The sequence below is a fragment of the Lysobacter sp. Soil_N_23 genome (assembly GCF_057656135.1).
Genome location: NZ_JBDGKY010000015.1, coordinates 1 through 18,135, shown reverse-complemented (window position 1 = coordinate 18,135; position 18,135 = coordinate 1). Strand labels below are relative to the sequence as shown.

The 18,135-nt window shown below is 67.9% G+C and carries 16 protein-coding genes and 1 pseudogene; 10 read left to right on the top strand and 7 right to left on the bottom strand.

Annotated features, from left to right (window positions below):
• Positions 1-137: 137 nt before the first annotated feature.
• Positions 138-1,175 carry an AraC family transcriptional regulator gene (locus AC3A3X_RS12230; protein ID WP_487583299.1) on the top strand — a complete coding sequence of 346 codons (1,038 nt, stop codon included), beginning with the start codon at positions 138-140 and terminating at the stop codon, positions 1,173-1,175.
• A gap of 590 nt (positions 1,176-1,765) precedes the next feature.
• On the opposite strand, the gene AC3A3X_RS12225 is transcribed toward AC3A3X_RS12230, so the two are convergent.
• The 5 genes from AC3A3X_RS12225 to AC3A3X_RS12205 form a co-directional block, all read right to left on the bottom strand.
• Positions 1,766-2,149: a RidA family protein gene (locus tag AC3A3X_RS12225; RefSeq protein ID WP_487583298.1), complete on the bottom strand. Its 384-nt coding sequence runs from the start codon at positions 2,147-2,149 to the stop codon at positions 1,766-1,768.
• Positions 2,150-2,194: 45 nt separating this feature from the next.
• A complete protein-coding gene (locus AC3A3X_RS12220) occupies positions 2,195-4,381 on the bottom strand; it encodes a RelA/SpoT family protein (RefSeq protein WP_487583297.1) in 2,187 nt (728 codons plus the stop codon).
• 166 nt (positions 4,382-4,547) lie between these two features.
• Positions 4,548-4,847 (bottom strand): DNA-directed RNA polymerase subunit omega, encoded by a 300-nt coding sequence (gene rpoZ, locus AC3A3X_RS12215; protein WP_158734183.1) that lies wholly within the window; start codon positions 4,845-4,847, stop codon positions 4,548-4,550.
• Positions 4,848-5,028: 181 nt separating this feature from the next.
• On the bottom strand, positions 5,029-5,646 hold the full coding sequence (gene gmk / locus AC3A3X_RS12210; protein ID WP_487583296.1) for a guanylate kinase: 618 nt from the start codon (positions 5,644-5,646) through the stop codon (positions 5,029-5,031).
• A gap of 136 nt (positions 5,647-5,782) precedes the next feature.
• Complete coding sequence (locus tag AC3A3X_RS12205; RefSeq protein WP_487583295.1) at positions 5,783-6,643, bottom strand: YicC/YloC family endoribonuclease; 861 nt, start codon at positions 6,641-6,643, stop codon at positions 5,783-5,785.
• A gap of 71 nt (positions 6,644-6,714) precedes the next feature.
• Between AC3A3X_RS12205 and rph the strand changes: the two genes are divergently transcribed.
• From rph to AC3A3X_RS12165, 8 genes and pseudogenes are all read left to right on the top strand, one after another.
• On the top strand, positions 6,715-7,488 hold the full coding sequence (gene rph / locus AC3A3X_RS12200) for a ribonuclease PH (RefSeq protein WP_487583294.1): 774 nt from the start codon (positions 6,715-6,717) through the stop codon (positions 7,486-7,488).
• A 135-nt stretch (positions 7,489-7,623) separates the two neighbouring features.
• Entirely contained in the window at positions 7,624-8,013 is a 390-nt protein-coding gene (locus AC3A3X_RS12195) for a VOC family protein (RefSeq protein ID WP_487583293.1), read from the top strand.
• Positions 8,014-8,021: 8 nt separating this feature from the next.
• Entirely contained in the window at positions 8,022-8,618 is a 597-nt protein-coding gene (gene rdgB, locus AC3A3X_RS12190) for an RdgB/HAM1 family non-canonical purine NTP pyrophosphatase (protein WP_487583381.1), read from the top strand.
• A 20-nt stretch (positions 8,619-8,638) separates the two neighbouring features.
• Positions 8,639-9,802 (top strand): annotated as a pseudogene (gene hemW, locus AC3A3X_RS12185) (radical SAM family heme chaperone HemW); the annotation flags it as partial.
• A 250-nt stretch (positions 9,803-10,052) separates the two neighbouring features.
• On the top strand, positions 10,053-12,365 hold the full coding sequence (locus AC3A3X_RS12180) for a DUF1631 domain-containing protein (RefSeq protein ID WP_487583292.1): 2,313 nt from the start codon (positions 10,053-10,055) through the stop codon (positions 12,363-12,365).
• Between the two features lie 76 nt (positions 12,366-12,441).
• Complete coding sequence (locus AC3A3X_RS12175; protein ID WP_487583291.1) at positions 12,442-12,792, top strand: PilZ domain-containing protein; 351 nt, start codon at positions 12,442-12,444, stop codon at positions 12,790-12,792.
• Between the two features lie 130 nt (positions 12,793-12,922).
• Positions 12,923-14,245 (top strand): Xaa-Pro dipeptidase, encoded by a 1,323-nt coding sequence (gene pepQ, locus AC3A3X_RS12170; protein ID WP_487583290.1) that lies wholly within the window; start codon positions 12,923-12,925, stop codon positions 14,243-14,245.
• Positions 14,246-14,370: 125 nt separating this feature from the next.
• Positions 14,371-14,901: a hypothetical protein gene (locus tag AC3A3X_RS12165; protein WP_487583289.1), complete on the top strand. Its 531-nt coding sequence runs from the start codon at positions 14,371-14,373 to the stop codon at positions 14,899-14,901.
• Positions 14,902-14,905: 4 nt separating this feature from the next.
• Here the strand turns inward: AC3A3X_RS12165 and AC3A3X_RS12160 are convergent, their stop codons facing one another.
• Together AC3A3X_RS12160 and AC3A3X_RS12155 are read right to left on the bottom strand one after the other, a co-directional pair.
• Complete coding sequence (locus AC3A3X_RS12160) at positions 14,906-16,177, bottom strand: hypothetical protein (RefSeq protein WP_487583288.1); 1,272 nt, start codon at positions 16,175-16,177, stop codon at positions 14,906-14,908.
• Positions 16,178-16,274: 97 nt separating this feature from the next.
• On the bottom strand, positions 16,275-17,018 hold the full coding sequence (locus tag AC3A3X_RS12155; protein ID WP_487583287.1) for an SDR family oxidoreductase: 744 nt from the start codon (positions 17,016-17,018) through the stop codon (positions 16,275-16,277).
• A gap of 101 nt (positions 17,019-17,119) precedes the next feature.
• Here AC3A3X_RS12155 and AC3A3X_RS12150 point away from each other — a divergent pair, with 101 nt between their 5' ends.
• Positions 17,120-18,016 (top strand): AraC family transcriptional regulator, encoded by an 897-nt coding sequence (locus tag AC3A3X_RS12150; protein ID WP_487583286.1) that lies wholly within the window; start codon positions 17,120-17,122, stop codon positions 18,014-18,016.
• The last annotated feature ends 119 nt before the right edge of the window (positions 18,017-18,135 follow it).

The following is an 18,135-nucleotide window of genomic DNA, read 5'->3' as shown; positions in this document are numbered from 1 at the left end:
AGACTGTCCCGGCGGCCTTCCCCGGCCGCATGGCGGAGGGGGAAGAAGTAAAACGCAGTCTGTGACCTTCGGAGGACGCCGGTGGAGGGCAAACCCGGCATACTCCGGGGGGCAAATCGGACAAGCTACGCAAGCGTATGCAACCAATCGACCACGACGACCCGCGCCAGAGCGTGGCCAACATCAAGAGCGGCATCGTTGCCGGACTCGTCACCATGGCTGCTGAGTCCGGCATGGGCTGCGAGGGCTGGTTCGCCGGCCTGCGCCTGGGGCCGGCGGAGTTCGACGGCGAGACTCCGGTCTACCTGTCGTACCGCCAGACCTGCCAGATCATCCGCCGCGCGGTGCGTAGCCTGCCGATCCGCGGTCCCGGACTGGTCCTGGGGGAGCACCAGAACATCGGCCATTTCGGCCTGCTCGGCCTGGCCATGCTGACCGCGCCACGTTTCGCCGAGGCGCTGCAGCTCGGCGTCCATTACGCGCCGATCACCGGCGCGATGATGGAACTCGAGCTCGACATCCAAGGCACCGACGGCCTTGGCATGGTCGCCAGCATGCGCACCCCGGATCCGGAGCTGGAGCCGTTCCTGTGCGAGGAGCTGTTCGCCAGCTGCCTGATGCTCTGCCGCGGCCTGCTCGGCGCGGCCTTCCGGCCGACGGTGCTGGAACTGGCCTATCCCGCTCCGGACTATGCCGACGACTATGCGCGCGTGTTCGACTGCGAGGTGCGTTTCGGTTGCCCGCGCAATCGCGTGGTCATCGACGCGCGCTGGCTGGAGACGGCCATGCCGGCCGGCAACGCCGCCAGTGCCCAGCGCGTGCTGGCGCTATGCGATGAGCAGATGCCGGCGGGGCAGCCACGCAGCGAAATAGTAGCAGTGGTGGAACGACTGCTGCTGCAGCGCCTGGCCGACAACCCGCGCCTGGTCGACATCGCCGCGGCGTTGCACCTGACCGAACGCACGCTGCGCCGCCAGTTGCAGGCGGCGCAGACCAGTTTCAGCGAGTTGCACGACCGCGTCCGCAGTGAATCGGCGCGGGCCATGTTGAGCGATCAGAAGCTGAGCATCGCCAACGTCGGCGCGGCGGTCGGTTTCAAGGACGCGCGCGAGTTCCGACGCGCGTTCAAGCGCTGGACGGGCGTGGCGCCGAGGGAGATGCGGGCGCAGGGCTGAGACAACCTCTGGTGCGTGTCGGGCCTGCGTCTGCGGAGCGGCGCCGTCCGCCGGGCCGGGGATTTGTTGCTCGGTCTTCGGCGGCCCTCACCCCAACCCCTCTCCCGCAAGCGGGAGAGGGGCTTTCCACCGTCATCCCCGCGAAGGCGGGGACCCAGCGTCGTTGCTCCCATGCCCGTCATTCCCGCGAAGGCGGGAACCCATGGACGTTGTTCTTGCCCGTCATTCCCGCGAAGGCGGGAACCCAGTGACTCTGCTCCATGGCGGGTTTGAAACCACCTGATCCTTTCGCGGGCGTCCGGGCCCGAGCTCCCGACCGAGCGAAGGCACGGACACCGCCCCGTATCGCTACAGCCCGAGTCCGACCCTTGCAGTCACGTCGCGCGGACATCGCGCGAGTACCAACACGCGAGGTCAATAGAACAATTGCAGCGTTGGGAAGGAGGGGGTGGGGTGTATTTCGCGAACAATTAACGGAGCGAAGCGGAGGTTCGCGGAATACACCCCACCTCCTCCCCCACATACCGCACAGTCAAAAGAAACGGGCCGAATGACGGCCCGCTTCTTGGGGATTGCAGGTGCGGCTTGGATCAATCCAGCACCATCACCGCATCGACTTCGAAACCCGCACCGCGTGGCAGCCCCGACACTTCGATCGTCGAGCGCGCCGGATACGGCGCCTTGAAGAACTCGCTCATCACCGCATTGACCGCGGCGAAGTTGCCCAGGTCGGTCAGGTACAGGCCGAGACGGACCACATCGGACAGCGAACCACCGGCGGCTTCGCACACGGCCTTGAGGTTCTCGAACGCACGCCGTGCCTGGGTGCTGATGTCGCCCTCGACCAGCAGGCCGGTACCCGGATCGAGCGGGATCTGCCCGGACAGGTAGACGGTGTCGCCGGCGCGCACGGCCTGCGAGTACGGGCCAATGGCGGCGGGGGCCTTGTCGGTGTGGATGATCTGGCGGGACATGGGGTGGCTCTCTAGAAGTCAGAGGGCAATGCTAGCAACAGGCGGCTACATCCGCTGCACGCCCAGCACCACGCCCAGCCGCCGCACGCGTCGCATGACGTCGGCGAGGTGACGACGGCCGCTGACTTCAATCGCAAAACGCATCACCGCCACGTTCGCATCGCGGTCAAGGTACTCGACGCGATCGATGTTCGATTCGGCTTCGGCGATGGCCGCCGCGACCTGTGCCAGCGAGCCGGGCCGGTTGTCGACCTCGATTCGCAGCGCCGCGGCAAAATCGCCGCTGACCTGGCGGTCCCAGCCGATCGGCACCCAGCGATCGGGCGACTTGCGGTAGTCGGCCACGTTCGGGCAATCGAGGCGGTGCACCACGATGCCCTTGCCGGCGGTGTGGTAACCCATGATCTCGTCGCCGGGAATCGGCAGGCAGCAGTTGGCGAAACTGATCACGCCGCGCTCGGCGCCGGTGATCAGGATCTTGTCCTGCGACAGCGGCTGCAGCGGCAGGTCCTTCGATCGCAACGGCTTGCCCGGCGTCTCGCGCGCCAGCGCCTGCGCGACCTGCTGCGGCATGCGGTTGCCCAGGGCGATGTCGGCCAGCAGCGCTTCCAGGCGCGGGTAGCGGAACTCAGCCAGGTAGGCTTCCATGCGCACCGCCGGAACGCGGTCGAGCGAGATGCCCAACGCTTCCAGCGCGCGGTCGAGCATGCGATGGCCCAGCTGCACCGCATCCTCGTGCTCGAGTTGCTTGAGCTGCTGGCGGATCGACGTGCGCGCCTTGCCGGAGACGACGAACTCCAGCCACTGCGGCTTCGGCGAGGACGACTTGGCGGTGATGATCTCCACGCGCTGGCCGCTGGCCAGGCGCGTGCGCAGCGGCACCAGCTTGCCGTCCACGCGCGCGGCCACGGCACGGTTGCCGACATCGGTGTGCACGGCGTAGGCGAAATCGAGCGCCGTCGAGTTGCGCGGCAGCGACATGATGTCGCCCTTGGGCGTGAACAGGTAAACCTCGTCCGGGAACAGGTCGACCTTGACGTTCTCCAGGAACTCCAGCGACGAACCGGTCGAGCGCTGCGACTCGACCAGGTTGGCGATCCAACTGTGGGCGCGGCTCTGCGCGCTGCTGGGGCCGTCGCCGCCGTGCTTGTACGACCAGTGCGCGGCAATGCCGCGCTCGGCGATCAGGTCCATTTCCTCGGTGCGGATCTGCACTTCGATCGGCGAGCCATACGGCCCGAACAGCACCGTGTGCAGCGACTGGTAGCCGTTGGCCTTCGGGATCGCGATGAAGTCGCGAAAGCGCGAATCCAGCGGCTTGTACGCCGCATGCACCACGCCCAGCGCGTGATAGCAGTCCGGCACCGTGCGCACGACGACGCGGAAGCCGAACACGTCCATCACCTGGGCGAAGGTTTTGTGCTCCGAGCGCATCTTGGTGTAGATGCTCCACGGCGACTTGACCCGGCTGACCAGGCGGTGCGGAACCCGCTCCTTGGCCAGGCGCTGCGCCAGCTGCGCCTCGATCTGCACGAGCGATTCGCGCCGCACGACCGGCTGGGTGCGCAGGCGCTTCTCGATGACCGCGTGCCGCCACGGATGCAGCGCACGGAAGCCCAGGTCCTGCAGCTCGGCCTTGATCAGGTTCATGCCCAGGCGCTGGGCGATCGGCGCGTAGATCTCCAGCGTTTCGCGGGCGATGCGGTGGCGCGCCTCCATGCCCTGCGCGCCGAGGGTGCGCATGTTGTGCAGGCGGTCGGCGAGCTTGATCAGGATCACGCGCAGGTCGCGCGACATCGCCAGCAGCATCTTGCGGAAGCTTTCCGCGGTCGCCTCCTGGCGGTCGCGGAACTGCAGCTTGTCGAGCTTGGTGACGCCGTCGACCAGCTCGGCCACGGTTTCGCCGAACTCGCTGGCCAGGCCGTCGCGAGTCAGCGGCGTGTCTTCGATGGTGTCGTGCAGGATCGCCGCGATCAGGGTTTCGACGTCCAGGCCCTGGTCGGCCAGGACCTTGGCAACCGCCACCGGATGGGTGATGTACGGCTCGCCGGATTTGCGGGTCTGCCCGGCATGCGCGGCGGCGCCGATCGCCCAGGCCCGGCGCAGGCTCTGGCGCTGCGGCTCGGGCAGGTATTCGGCGGCGTTTTCCAGCTCGCGCACATAGTCCGGCACATCCGCGTCGTCGAGGACGACGGCGGGATGCGTGCTGATCGCGGACTCTGCGGGGCTCATGGAGAGAATCTACGCGTGCGGCGGCGCGCTGTGCAATCAGCGGCCTCTTGGAATGCAAACGGCCCCGCCAAGGCGGGGGGCACATATGCAAACGGCCCCGCCAAGGCGGGGCCGTGCAGTTCGCGGTACCGGTGAAACCGGCCCGCGAGCGTGTCTCAGGGGCGGATCAGTCGTCGCCCTTGGACAAGTCGTCGTCGGCAACCACTTCAGCGGCGGCCCATTCCAGCGCCTCGCGCTCCTTGCGCTCGCGCTCGGCCTTCTCGACGGCGTCGATGTAATCGGTGTCGATGCGGCGCGCGGCGATTTCGCGCAGCGCCAGCACGGTCGGCTTGTCGTTGGCTTCGCTGTTGTCCAGCTGCGGATCAACGCCATTGGCCAGCTGGCGGGCGCGCTTGGCGGCCATCATGACGAGTTCGAAGCGGTTGTCGACCACTTCCAGGCAATCTTCAACGGTGATGCGGGCCATGGGACTCCTGGCGGCCGGCGGGCCGTCCATACAGGCTTGTAAGGGACCGCAGAGTGTAGTCGCGCCGCGGGGGCGAAGCAAGCGGATCGTTGTAAATCAATCAGTTAGCAGGCCCGCGGTCCACGGCAGCCCGGCTTTTGCCCCTCCACCTGCGTCCAGCGGAGGCTGGAGGGGGCAAAACTCACTCGTCGGCCAGCAGCGCCGTGATCAGGCGCGAGTGGCGCGCCACCTGCTGGTCGCGACGGACCCGGCTGGCGATGAAGATCGCGCACATCTCGTCGACCGCGGTGTCGAAAAGCTCGTTGACGATGACGAAGTCGAACTCGCCGTAGTGCGACATCTCTTCGCGCGCCGCCGCCAGGCGCTGGGCGATCACTTCCTCGCTGTCCTGGCCGCGGCTGCGCATGCGCTGGTCGAGCGCCTTGCGGGAGGGCGGCAGGATGAACACGCTGACCGCATCGGGCACCTTGGCGCGGACCTGGCGCGCACCCTGCCAGTCGATCTCCAGCAGCACGTCCTTGCCGGCCGCCAGCTGCGGTTCGACCGACTGCCGCGCAGAACCCTTCCAGTCGCCATGCACCAGCGCGGACTCGAAGAAGTCGCCGGCCGCGACCATGCTTTCAAACTCTTCCTTGCTGACGAAGTGGTAGTGCTCGGCATGACGCTCGCCCGGCCGCGGCTGGCGCGAGGTGAACGAGATCGACAGGCAGATGTTCGGGTCGCGTGCCAGCACTGCATTGACGATGCTGGATTTGCCGGCGCCCGACGGTGCCGCGACGATGAAAAGGGTTCCGCGCATCAGTGATTGGATCCTGCTGTTTTTTCCCTTCTCCCGCTGGCGGGAGAAGGTGCCCGAAGGGCGGATGAGGGCAGCTTCTGCTGGCGCACCTGCCCTCACCCCAACCCCTCTCCCGCGAGCGGGAGAGGGGCTTCGATCATTCGATGTTCTGGATCTGCTCGCGGACCTGGTCGATCAGCACCTTCAGCTCCACGGCCGCCGCCGAACTGCGGGCGTCGACCGACTTGGAGCCAAGGGTGTTGGCCTCGCGGTTGAATTCCTGCAACAGGAAATCCAGGCGCCGTCCGACCGCTTCCTTGAGCTTGAGCACGCGGCGGGCTTCGCTGACATGCGAATCGAGCCGGTCGAGCTCCTCATCGACATCGAGCTTCTGCAGCCACATCACCAGTTCCTGCTCCAGGCGGCCCGAGTCGAGCGGCTGGGCGAGATCGGCCATGCGTGCTTCGAGCTTGTTGCGCTGGCCGGTGCGGATGATCGGCATCAGCGTGCGCACTTCTGCCGCGATCGCGGCGATGCCGTCGACGCGCTCGATGATCACCGCCGAGAGCTTGGCACCCTCGCGCTCGCGGGCACGGATGAACTCGTCGAGCACCTGTTCGAGCAGTTCCAGCGCCTGCGCCTGCAGCGCCGCCGGATCGGCGGACTGGGTCTGCAGCACGCCGGGGAACTGCAGCAGCTGGGTCAGATCGGTCTGCAGGCGCGGGAACCGCGCTTCCAGGTCCAGCGCCAGCTCGCTCAGTTCGCGCAGCCGGCTGGGGTTGAGCTGCAACGCGCCGTCGCCATCGGCGGTGCGCAGGCGCAGCGCCAGGTCGATCTTGCCGCGGGCGACCCGGGCGGCGACGCGCTCGCGCAGCGCCGGTTCCAGCGCGCGCAGTTCGTCGGGCAGGCGCACGCCCAGCTCGAGGAAACGGTGGTTGACCGAGCGCAGCTCGCAGCCGAGCGTGCCCCACGGGGTGACGCGTTCGCCGCTGGCGAAGGCGGTCATGCTGCGGATCATCGTCGAATCCAAGGGCTGGCAGGGTGCGAATGGTAAACTCGCGCGCCCCAATAACGGTAATCACCCTCCTCATGGCCACGACCGGCACGCCGCAAGCCCCCTCCGCCGGCCAGACCGCGCCGACCGTGGTCCGCCCCAGCGGGCGGGCGCCCGCGCAAATGCGCGAAGTCCGCATCGAGCGCGGCTACACGCGCCACGCCGAAGGTTCGGTCCTGGTCAGCTTCGGCGAGACCCGCGTGCTGTGCACCGCCAGCATCGACAACAAGGCCCCGGCGTTCCTGCGCGGCAAGGGCGAAGGCTGGGTCACCGCCGAGTACGGCATGCTGCCCCGCGCCACCCATACCCGCAGCGATCGTGAGGCCGCGCGTGGCAAGCAGGGCGGCCGGACCCTCGAGATCCAGCGCCTGATCGGCCGCTCGCTGCGTGCCTGCGTCGACCGCAAGCTGCTCGGCGAACGCACGATCACCCTCGACTGCGACGTGCTGCAGGCCGATGGTGGCACCCGCACGGCCGCGATCACCGGGGCCTACGTTGCCCTGGTCGATGCCGTGCGCTGGCTGCAGTCGCGCCGCGAAATCACCCGCGACCCGGTCTTCGGCGCGGTCGCGGCGGTGTCGGTCGGCATCTACCGCGGTGTTCCGGTGCTCGACCTCGACTATGCCGAGGACAGCGACTGCGACACCGACATGAACGTGGTGATGAACGATGGCGGCGGCTTCATCGAACTGCAGGGCACCGCCGAGGGCCATGCCTTCCGTCGCGAGGAGCTCGATGCGCTGACGGCGCTGGCTGAGGCCGGCATCGCCGAACTGGTGGCGAAGCAGCGCGAAGCCCTGGCGGGTTGAGTCCCCCTTCTCCCGCTTGCGGGAGAAGGTGCCCGAAGGGCGGATGAGGGCGCTCTTGCGTTGATGCTGCGGCTGCCCTCACCCCAACCCCTCTCCCGCAAGCGGGAGAGGGGCTTTCTCCAATATCGGATTGGTATGAAACAAACCATCGCCAACGTCACCCTCGTCGTGCGCGACTACGACGAAGCCATCGCCTTCTACATCGGCGCACTCGGCTTCGCCCTGCTCGATGACATCGACCTGGGCGACGGCAAGCGCTGGGTGCGCGTGGCCCCGCAGGGCGCGCAGACTGCCCTGCTGCTGGCCCAGGCCAGCGACGACAGCCAGCGTGCGCATGTCGGCAACCAGACCGGCGGCCGCGTCGGCTTCTTCCTCCACACCGATGATTTCCTTCGCGATCATGCCGCCATGCGCGCGCGTGGCGTGAAGTTCCTCGAGGAGCCGCGCTTCGAACCCTATGGCACCGTGGCCGTGTTCGAGGACCTGTACGGCAATCGCTGGGACCTGCTGGAACTGAAAGCATGACCCTGCCGATGAAATGGGTGATCGCCAGCAGCAACGCCGGCAAGCTGCGCGAGTTCCGCGAGCTGCTCGGTGGCAGCGGCATCGAGTTCGTGACCCAGGCTGAACTCGGCGTCGGCGACGCCGACGAAACCGGCGTGACCTTCGTCGAGAACGCGCTGCTCAAGGCGCGCAAGGCATCGCGCGAAACCGGCATGCCGGCGCTGGGCGACGACTCGGGCCTGTGCGTGGATGCACTGGGCGGCGCGCCCGGCCTGTACTCGGCGCGTTACGCTGGTGTCCATGGCAACGCCGACGCCAACATCGACAAGCTGCTCGAAGCGCTCAGGGACGTCCCCGACGAGCAGCGCGGCGCCCACTTCTACGCCGTGATCGTGTTGCTGCGCCACGCCGAGGATTCGCAGCCCCTGATCGCGCAGGGCACGTGGCCCGGACGCATCCTGCACGCGCGCCGCGGCGATGGCGGCTTCGGCTACGACCCGGTGTTCCTCGATCCCGAGCAGGGCCACAGCGCGGCCGAACTGGACACGGAACTGAAGAACCGCATCAGCCACCGCGGCCGCGCACTGGCCGCGCTGCGACAACTGCTGGTCGGCGCCACACGCTGAGCACGATGCCACAGAACACGATGTCTCAAAGCACCATGTCGCTGACCACGCCGCCGCTGTCGCTCTATGTCCACCTGCCCTGGTGCGTGCGCAAGTGCCCCTATTGCGACTTCAATTCGCACGAGGGTCGCGGCGCGCTTCCGTTCGACACCTACATCGACGCGCTGCTGGCCGACCTCGACTTCGACCTGCCGCTGGCCTGGGGCCGCAACGTGCACTCGGTGTTCTTCGGCGGCGGCACGCCGAGCCTGTTCCCGCCCGAGCACATCGATCGTTTCCTGCAGCAGGCCAGCAGCCGCCTGCGCTTCGTCCCGGGGTGCGAGATCACCCTGGAGACCAACCCCGGCACCGCCGAGCATGGCCGCTTCGAGCTGTATCGCCAGGCCGGCGTCAATCGCCTGAGCTTCGGCATCCAGAGCTTCGATGACGGCTGCCTCAAGCGGCTGGGCCGGATCCACGACAGCGGCGAGGCGGAGGCGGCGGTGAAGCTGGCCCAGGATGCCGGCTTCGACAACTTCAACCTCGACCTCATGTACGCGCTGCCGCAGCAGACGCTGGCGATGGCCGAGCACGACCTGGAACGCGCCTTCGCCCTGCAGCCCACGCACGTCAGCCACTACCAGCTGACCCTGGAGCCGAACACCGTGTTCGCCGCGCGGCCGCCGCAGGGCATCCCCGACGACGACGCCAGCTGGGACATGCAGGAGCATTGCCAGGCCCTGCTCGCCGCCGCCGGCTACGCCCAGTACGAAGTCAGTGCCTATGCGCAACCGGGCAGGCAGTGCCTGCACAACCTCAACTACTGGCAGTACGGCGACTACCTCGGCATCGGCGCCGGCGCGCACGGCAAGCTGACGCTGGGCGCCGAACAGACCGTGCTGCGGCGCTGGAAGACCAAGCACCCGACCCGGTACCTGGTCCAGGCCGGACATGCCGGTGCGATCGGCGGCGACGACCGCGTCGAACCGGCGCGACGTCCTTTCGAATACATGCTCAACGCGCTGCGCCTGGTCGAGGGCTTCAGCCTGGCCGCGTTCGAAGCCCGCACCGGCCTGGGGCGCAGCGCGATCGCTGCGCAACTCGATGCTGCAAGCGCACAGGGCTGGCTCGAAATCGATGGCGACCGGGTACGTCCGACCGAGCTCGGGCGGCGTTTCACCAACGACGTGGTCGAGCTGTTCCTAGTTGATGACGCCCTGGTAGACGACGGGGCTAGCGAGACCATTGCTGACCCCGACAGTCCGAACCTGGCGCAACGCGTCATGGTCGACCACGCCAAGTAGCTTGAGCGCCCGTACGCAGGCTCGAGCTGGCCGCTGGCGGCCGCCCACGCCGTTACAACAGTTGGTCGCTCCCTGAGGGACCGCTGGGGCGGGAGGCTGGCGGGGCGCGGGGGGACAATGCATGATCGTCCCGATCACAGGGTGCCCCTAAATGTCCGCAACGTTCGAACCTCTTGGCAGTTCGATCCCTCGGCCTACGCTGGCGTCAGCGGCGTTGCCAAAGCGGGTTCGCCGGGTACTGGAGCATCTGTATGCCCTGGTCTCGGATGAAATGGCGCGCCAGCTCGAGCACATGCTCGGCGAATTCGAGCAGCAGCTGTTCAAGCATGCCGACCAGGCGCGCACGTCGGCGCAGCAGGCCGCCCACCTTGAAACCCTGCGCACTGCGCGGCTCAACCGCTCCGACCTGGTTCCGCACTTCCTGGCACTGCTGGAAGGCGAACTGACCACGGTCCGCGACCCGACCCCGACATCGGAAACACCCGCAGCCCTGCCGACCTTCCGCGACCTGCGCCTGGTCGACGACGGCGAGGCCGACGAGGCCAACCTGCTGCGCAGCATCGCCATTCGCCACGAAGCACGCGCGGGTCTGCCGCTGCTGCTGCTGGGCCAGCGCTTCGGCGTCCTCGGCGGCGCCCCGGCCTTCGACGCCGATCGCCTGCCCGTGGGTCCCTACCACCTGTGCCGGATCCTGGCCGAGGCCACGCAGTCACTGCAGATCACGCCCGAGGCCCGGCTGCACCTGTACAAGGTGTTCGACCAGCACGTGATGTCCGGCTACGCGCAACTGGTCGAAACGATGAACGCCCTGCTCGCACGCGAGAACGTGCTGCCGAGCCTGTCGTTCGTGCCGGTGCGCAGCCGCGGCAAGGCACAACGCCAGGGGCACGCGCAGGGTCAAGGTCAGGGACAAGGTCAGGACGAGGGACAAGTCCGGGGGCAACGCGAGGATTCGATGGTGCCGCGTCGCGGCGCCGACGCCAGCAGTCCCCTGTTCGATCCGCAACGTCCGCACACCGCCTGGCCCGGGCAGCCGGTTCCGCACCATGGCGACGACCACGACTCCTACGTCTCGCTGCAGAACCTGCTCAACGGTCGCCGCGAACTGATGGACAAGCTGCGCACCGGTGGCGACACCGGCCCGCAGCGACCGACGCTTTCGGCACACGACGTCTCCAGCGCACTGGCCGGGCTGCAGTCGATGCCGGCGCACCTGACGCCGCCGCGCAACCTCAACGACGTCCGCCAGACCCTGCTCGCGCAGGCGCGGCAACAGCGTGGCGAAGCTGCCGCGCTGACGCGCGAGGACGCCGACACGTTCGAACTGCTCGACCAGTTCTACAACGAGATCGGACGCGAGCTTCGCAACGACGCGGCGGTCTCCTCGCTGCTCAATCGCCTGCAGGTGCCGCTGTTGCGCCTGGCGCTGCAGGACCAGGCGTTCTTCGTGCGCCAGGAGCATCCGGCACGCCAGCTGCTCAATGCCGTCGCCGAAGCCGGCGCGCACTGGTTGCCGAAGGAAGAAGCCGACCCTGCGCTCAACGAACAGCTGCGCCGCGCGGTCGACCACGTCGTCGAGCATTACGACGGCGACGACGGCGTGTTCGAGTCGGCCAACCAGCAGTTGCAGGAACACCTGCGCCTGATGGCGCGCAAGGCCGAAGTGGCCGAGCGTCGCCACGTCGAGGCCGCCCGCGGCAAGGAAAAACTGGTGCTGGCCAAGCACCAGGCGACCGAAGCGATCACCCAGGCGCTGAACGAGCAGAAGCTGCCGAAGTTCGTCCATACCCTGCTCACCCAGGCCTGGACCGACGTGCTGACCCTGACCCTGCTGCGCCACGGCGAGGAATCGGAGGAGTGGCAGCGCCAGCTCGAGGCCACCCGCCAGATCATCGCGGCCAATACCGTCGAGAACCGCGCACCGGCACCGGAGCCGCTGGGCGAGGACATCGAGCAGGCACTGACCCAGGTCGGTTACCACGTCGACGATGCCGGCGCGATCTCGCGCCAGCTGACCACCGGCCACGCCGCCAACGACGATGCCGCCACCCGCACCGAGCTGGCGCTCAAGCTCAAGTCACGCACGCGACTGGGCGAGGACGAGGCGGCGCGGCCGCAGGACCTGCAGCCGCGCAATCCGCACGAGCAGGAATGCTGGCAACACCTGCGCACCCTGCCGTTCGGCACGTGGTTCGAGTTCGACCTCGACGCGCCGGGCGAGGTGATTCGCCGCAGGCTTTCCTGGTTCAGCCCGCTCACCGACAACGCACTGTTCGTCAACCAGCGCGGCCAGCGCGTCGGCGAGCAGTCGCTCGACAGCCTGGCGCGGCAGATGGCCAGCGGACGCGCGCGCATCGTCACCGTCGAGAAGAGCCGCCTGGTCGACCGGGCCTGGAACGCGGTCGTCAGCGCGCTGAGCAATTTCGTCTCCGGTCCGGCCGCACCACAGCAGGCGCAAGCCTGATGGGCCACGACATCACCGCAACCAGGCACGCCTGCCACGCCTGCAAGGGCCACGCCTGCAAGGGCAAGGATCGCGCATGAACGAAGAATTCCGCCGCGCCCGTCGCCGCTCGATCCAGGAGCCGGTGCAGGTGGTCGACACCATGACCGACACCGTGATCGGGCAGCTCAGCAACCTCTCCGAAAGCGGCATGCTGCTGATCGCCACCGCGCCGCTGGTCGACGATGCGCTGTACCAGTTGCGCTTCAACCTGCGCGGCACGCCGCACCAGGCCTCGCCGATCGAAGTGGGCGCGCACCTGCTGTGGCAGGACAAGACCAGCACGCCCGGCCAGACCTGGTCCGGCTTCCGCTTCATCACCATGCTTGAAAGCGAGCTGCAGCAGCTGCGCAACTGGCTGGACTCGGGCAACGGTCACCCGGCCTGAACTGCGCAGCAGCCGCATTCATGCGGCGCCCGCAGGGGGCCGGGACGACGGCAACGGGCAATCACGGTAACGCCGCTTGCCGCACCAATGCGGCAAAATGGGCCGGTCTCCGCCCCCTCGCCGTATCCGCATGAGCACGCTTGCCACGTTGTACCCGCAGCACCTCGCCGAACTGCACCGCCGCACCGAACAGGCCCTGGCCCGCGGCGGATTCGACCACCTGGTCATCCCCAGCGGCACCTCGCATTACCAGGTGTTCGACGACCGCGACTATCCGTATGCGGTCAATCCGCAGTTCAAGGCCTGGCTGCCGCTGACGCGCGCACCGGGCAGCTGGCTGGTGGCGACGCCGGGGCAGAAGCCCAGGCTGGTGTTCCTGCAGCCGTTCGACTATTGGCACGTCGTACCGGCGGCTCCGAGCGGCTACTGGGCCGATCACTTCGACATCGTCGTGATCCGCAAGCCCGAAGAGGCGCTGCAGCACCTGCCGGGCAACGCCGCGCGCTGCGCGATCCTCGGTGAACCCCTCAGCGCGCTCGGCGCGTTCGTGCCCAACAATCCGGCACCCGTGGTGAACTATCTCGAGTACCACCGCGCCTACAAGACGCCGTACGAGATCGCGATGATGCGCGAGGCAACCCGTCGCGGCGTGCGCGCGCACCGCGCCGCGGAGAGCGCGTTCCGCGCCGGTGCCAGCGAGTTCGGCATCCACCTGGTGTACTGCCAGGCCGCCGGCCAGGACGCCAACGACCTGCCCTACAACAACATCATCGCCCTCAACGAGCATGGCGCGGTGCTGCACTACACCGACCGCGACCTGACTCCGCCCGGCGCCCTGCGCAGCTTCCTGATCGATGCCGGCGCCGCGCACCACGGCTATGCCTGCGACATCACCCGCAGCCATGCGCTCGATGCCGGCAGCGAGTTCCAGGCGATGATCGACGCCGTCGACGCCGCACAGCTGAAGATGTGCGACCAGGTTCGCGCCGGCAGCGACTACAAGCAGATCCATGTCGATGCGCACCTGGCGCTGGCGGGGATCCTCAAGGACTTCGGCGTGATCAAGGTGTCGCCGGAAGCCGCACTGGCCACCGGCGTCAGCAGCGCGTTCTTCCCGCACGGCATCGGTCACGGCATCGGCCTGCAGGTGCATGACGTCGCCGGCTTCGCCGCCTCCGACAGCGGCGGCACGATCGCCAGGCCCGACGGGCATCCCTACCTGCGCCTGACCCGCGTGCTGGAGCCGGGCATGGTGGTCACGATCGAGCCGGGCATCTACTTCATCGACATGCTGCTCGATGAAGTGAAGGCCAACGGTCACGCCGACAGCATCGACTGGGCGCGCGTGGAGGCCTTCAAGCCCTACGGTGGCATCCGCATCGAGGATGACGTGGCCTGCACCGACGGCGCGCCGGCCAATCTCACCCGCGAAGGCTTCGACGCGGCCGCCTGACGGCCTGCCTCACGCTGCCCTCCTGCCCCCCTCCTGCAGGCCCTGCCGCCGGGAGGGCGGCTGCGATTACCTGCAATCGACCCACACGACGTTAGCCTCATCAGGGGCCCGCGTCGGGAAGCATCATGCTGCGATCGTCATTGCCGGGAATCGTGCTGGTATGCGCCGGGGCGCTGGCTCATGCGCAGGAAGTCGTGCCGGAGGCAGCCGCCGAACCTGCCACTGAACCTGCTGCCGCCGCAGAACCGGTGGAGCCGCCACCGGCCGCGGACGTTCCGGTGCCAGAGGCTCCCGTCACTGTCCATGTCTCGGCCTCTGCCGTGGACGCCGTCGGCCGGCAGTTCGTCGACGCCATCGCCGAGCAACTGCGCCAGTCCACGGACCTGGTGCCGGTCGATGCCACCAACGGTGCGCGCATCCGCCTGAAGATCGCCACGCTCGATCCGGACAACGACATGGGGCGTCGCACGGTCTACTCGGTGGTGGTGACGGTGCGCCCGGTCGACCGCGAGCTCGATGTCTACTGGAACAACTACGTCGGCCTGTGCGGGCAGGCGCGGGTGCAGGCGTGCGCGCGCGGCATCGTCGAAGAAGCAGGTGCGCCCGCCGCATCGTTGCGCACGATCATCGAAACCACGCTTGGCCCTGCCCCGTGAGCATTCAGGGCGATGATTGCGGCGAGCTGCGCTCGCACTCGCGCAGGCGGTAGTCGACATAGCGCTGGTACAACGTCGTGTGCAGGTTGTGCAGCGCCAGCTCGATGCGAAACGGCGTACGCGGATTGCGGTCGAGCAGGCGCGCGATATGGAAGCCGGCCGGCTTCACACCCTGCTTGTGCACATAGACCAGGAAGCCGCGATAGAACGGATCGCCAAGCAGCAAGTCGATCTGTTCGAGCGTGGCCTGTGTCGTTGCAGACTGCTCCGCACGCAGCGTGGCATCGTGCTCGAACAAGAGGCGTTCGAAGTAGCGCCGCGGCTTGCGTGCCTGGATCGACCTCGCCAGCGACCACACCTCGCGATTGCGTTCGTTGTAGAACTCCAGTCCTTCATGCTGACGCAGCGCTACCGCCGCATCGGCACTGAGGTCATAGACCACGAAGTTCTCGGCCTGATTGTTGAGATCGTCCAGCTTGCTGCGATCGAATACGTGGAAGATGAAGCCCGGAAGCCCCATGAACGCCTGGCGTCCCTGCCGCGACGCCTGCACGGCGCGTCCGTCGCGGATGAAGTCGCCCGCGGAGGATCCGACCAGGATGCTGCGCGTCGAATTGAGCCGGTTGAACGTGCCGATGACGATCTCGTCGGCGGCGAACTCGGCATCGAATCCATCCATGCCGTAGAGCTCGGCCTGCGTCGCGTACTGTGCAACCTGGCGGCCGACGCCGCATTCGCCGCGTACCTGCCCCGTGTAGAAGGCTTCGATCGCGCGCGAGTTCGTGCCACTGGGCTGGTAGCCGCGGCCGAACGTCGTGATCGCCTTCCAGCCGTCATGCGCCGCGCCGGTCGGCCCGAATCCAATCCATCCCATCTGCACGGACGAGAAGCGGAAGCCGCGGTTTGCCACCAGCCTATCGACCGCGCGCCGCGTCGCCGTACCCAGCGCGAAGGCATAGGCACAATGGGTCGCGGGATGCGCCAGCAATTCCTCGCCGAGGCGGCTCCTGGCGGCGGCATCGAGGTTGTGGGGAACCCGCACGACGAGGTCCCCGGCCGCCATGGCCTCGGCCAGGCTGGCTCGATCGCAGGGCGTGCCCGGGCGGATGTCGATCGCGGCGACATCGGCCGCAACGAAACGCCACCCCAGTTCCTGCAACAGCCGTTGTGTGCAGTCGGGCTCGCTGCCGGACCCGGCCACGAGTTGCCCCACGCGCAACGCCACCAGCAGCCCGGCAACCGCGGATGCCGGACGCAGACGCCTCTTCGTTTTCACCTGCGCCGATAGCACCTCGCCAGCGTACGGCCCGGTGGTGAAGGGATCATCATTACGGACTACATGATTACGGACGACATGGCGTCCTCGCCCTCAGTCACCTCGAACCCGCCAGCGCCAGCGCGTCGGCGCCGGCTGCGAAACGCAGCGACCGGCTCTCATCGTTGGCGGCACGCCACACCACCTTGGCCACATCGGTCGGCAGCGTTACCGCCGCCGGCTGCATGAACGAGGCGAACGTGCGCTGCGCAAACCCGGCATACGCTTCGGGAATGAGTCCGTCCATGCGCGAGCCGCTGTTGGCCGAGAACTGCGTGCCCGGCCCGTAGCCCGGCTCGACCAGCTTTGCACGTACGTTGAATTCGGCCAGCTCCAGGGCAAGCGATGCGGTGAAGCCTTCGATCGCGGTCTTGCTCGCGGTGTAGGCGGCCACCAGCGGCATCGGCGCCAGTGTCGCGCTCGAGGTGACGTTCACCACCGCACCCGACCGGCGTTCGCGCAACTGCGGCAGCACCGCCTGCGTCACCGCCATCACGCCAAAGACGTTGGTCTCGAAAATCTCGCGCACGGTCGTCATCGGCGTTGCTTCGAAGGCTCCGAACAGGCCGATGCCGGCGTTGTTGACCAGCACATCGATCGATCCGCACCCGCCGATCGCGGCGGCGATGCTGTCAGGTCGAGTGACGTCGAGCTGCAGCACGCGCAGGCGGTCGGATCTCGGCAGCACGTCCTCGCTGGGCGTGCGCATGCTGGCGATGACGTTCCAGCCCAGGGCGTGGAAGTGGCGCGCGGTTTCCAGGCCGTAGCCTGAGGAGCAGCCGGTGATGAGTACCGTTTTCATGGAAGGTCCGTCGGAGGGGGAATTGACGGTGAATACGATGGCGGAAGCTTTCAGGACTCTCTACCATCTGAAGTCCGCATTTAATTTGCGAGCGTCCAGACATGCAGGACCCGCTCTCCGAAGTGATCGCGCTGCTGCAGCCGCGCGCGGTGTTCTCCAAGGGCATCAGCGGCGCCGGGCGCTGGGCGGTGCGCTACAGCGACTTTGGCCAGCCCAGTTTCTGTGCCGTTCTCGACGGCCGTTGCCGACTGGCGGTCGATGGCCATCCCGACCTGGTGCTCCAGACCGGTGATTTCGTGCTGTTGCCGGCGACGCCAGGCTTCACGATGTCGAGTCTGGACCCTGCGCAACCGGTGCACATCGACCCGAAGCTGACGCCTGCGCCGACCGGCGAGGTCCGCCACGGCAGGCGCGGCGGCAAGCCCGACGTGCGGCTGCTGGGCGGCTACTTCGTGTTTGGATCGCCCGATGCATCGTTGCTGGTGCCGTTGTTGCCGACCGTGATGCACGTGCGCGGGATCGAGCGGCTCTCGCTGCTGGTGCGCCTGGTCGGCGAGGAGGCCGGCGACGATCGGCCGGGACGCGACCTGCTGCTGGCACGCCTGGTCGAAGTGCTGCTGATCGAGGCGTTGCGCTCGACCTCCGGCGACGACGCCCCGCCCGGATTGCTACGCGGCCTGGCCGATGCGCGGCTGGCCCCGGCAATCCGGCAGATGCACGGCCACGTTGCCCGCCCGTGGACGATGGCGGAGCTCGCCAGCAAGGCCGCGCTGTCGCGCTCGGCATTCTTCGAACGCTTCACCCGCACCGTCGGCCTGCCGCCGATGGAGTACCTGCTGGCCTGGCGCATGGCCGTCGCCAAGGATCTGCTGCGCGTGGGCTCGCTCGGGCTGGCGGAGGTCGCCGAACGCGTGGGCTACAGCTCGGCCAGCACCTTCAGCACTGCGTTCAGCCGGCACGTCGGCCAGGCGCCTGGCCGGTACGCCCGCGCCCAGTAGCGGGGCAAACTGTTTTGGCGTGCGGGGTGTGCGTCGTGTGCAGGGGGAGGAGGTGGGGTGTATTCCGCGAACCTCCGCTTCGCTCCGTTAACTGTTCGCGAAATACACCCCACCCCCTC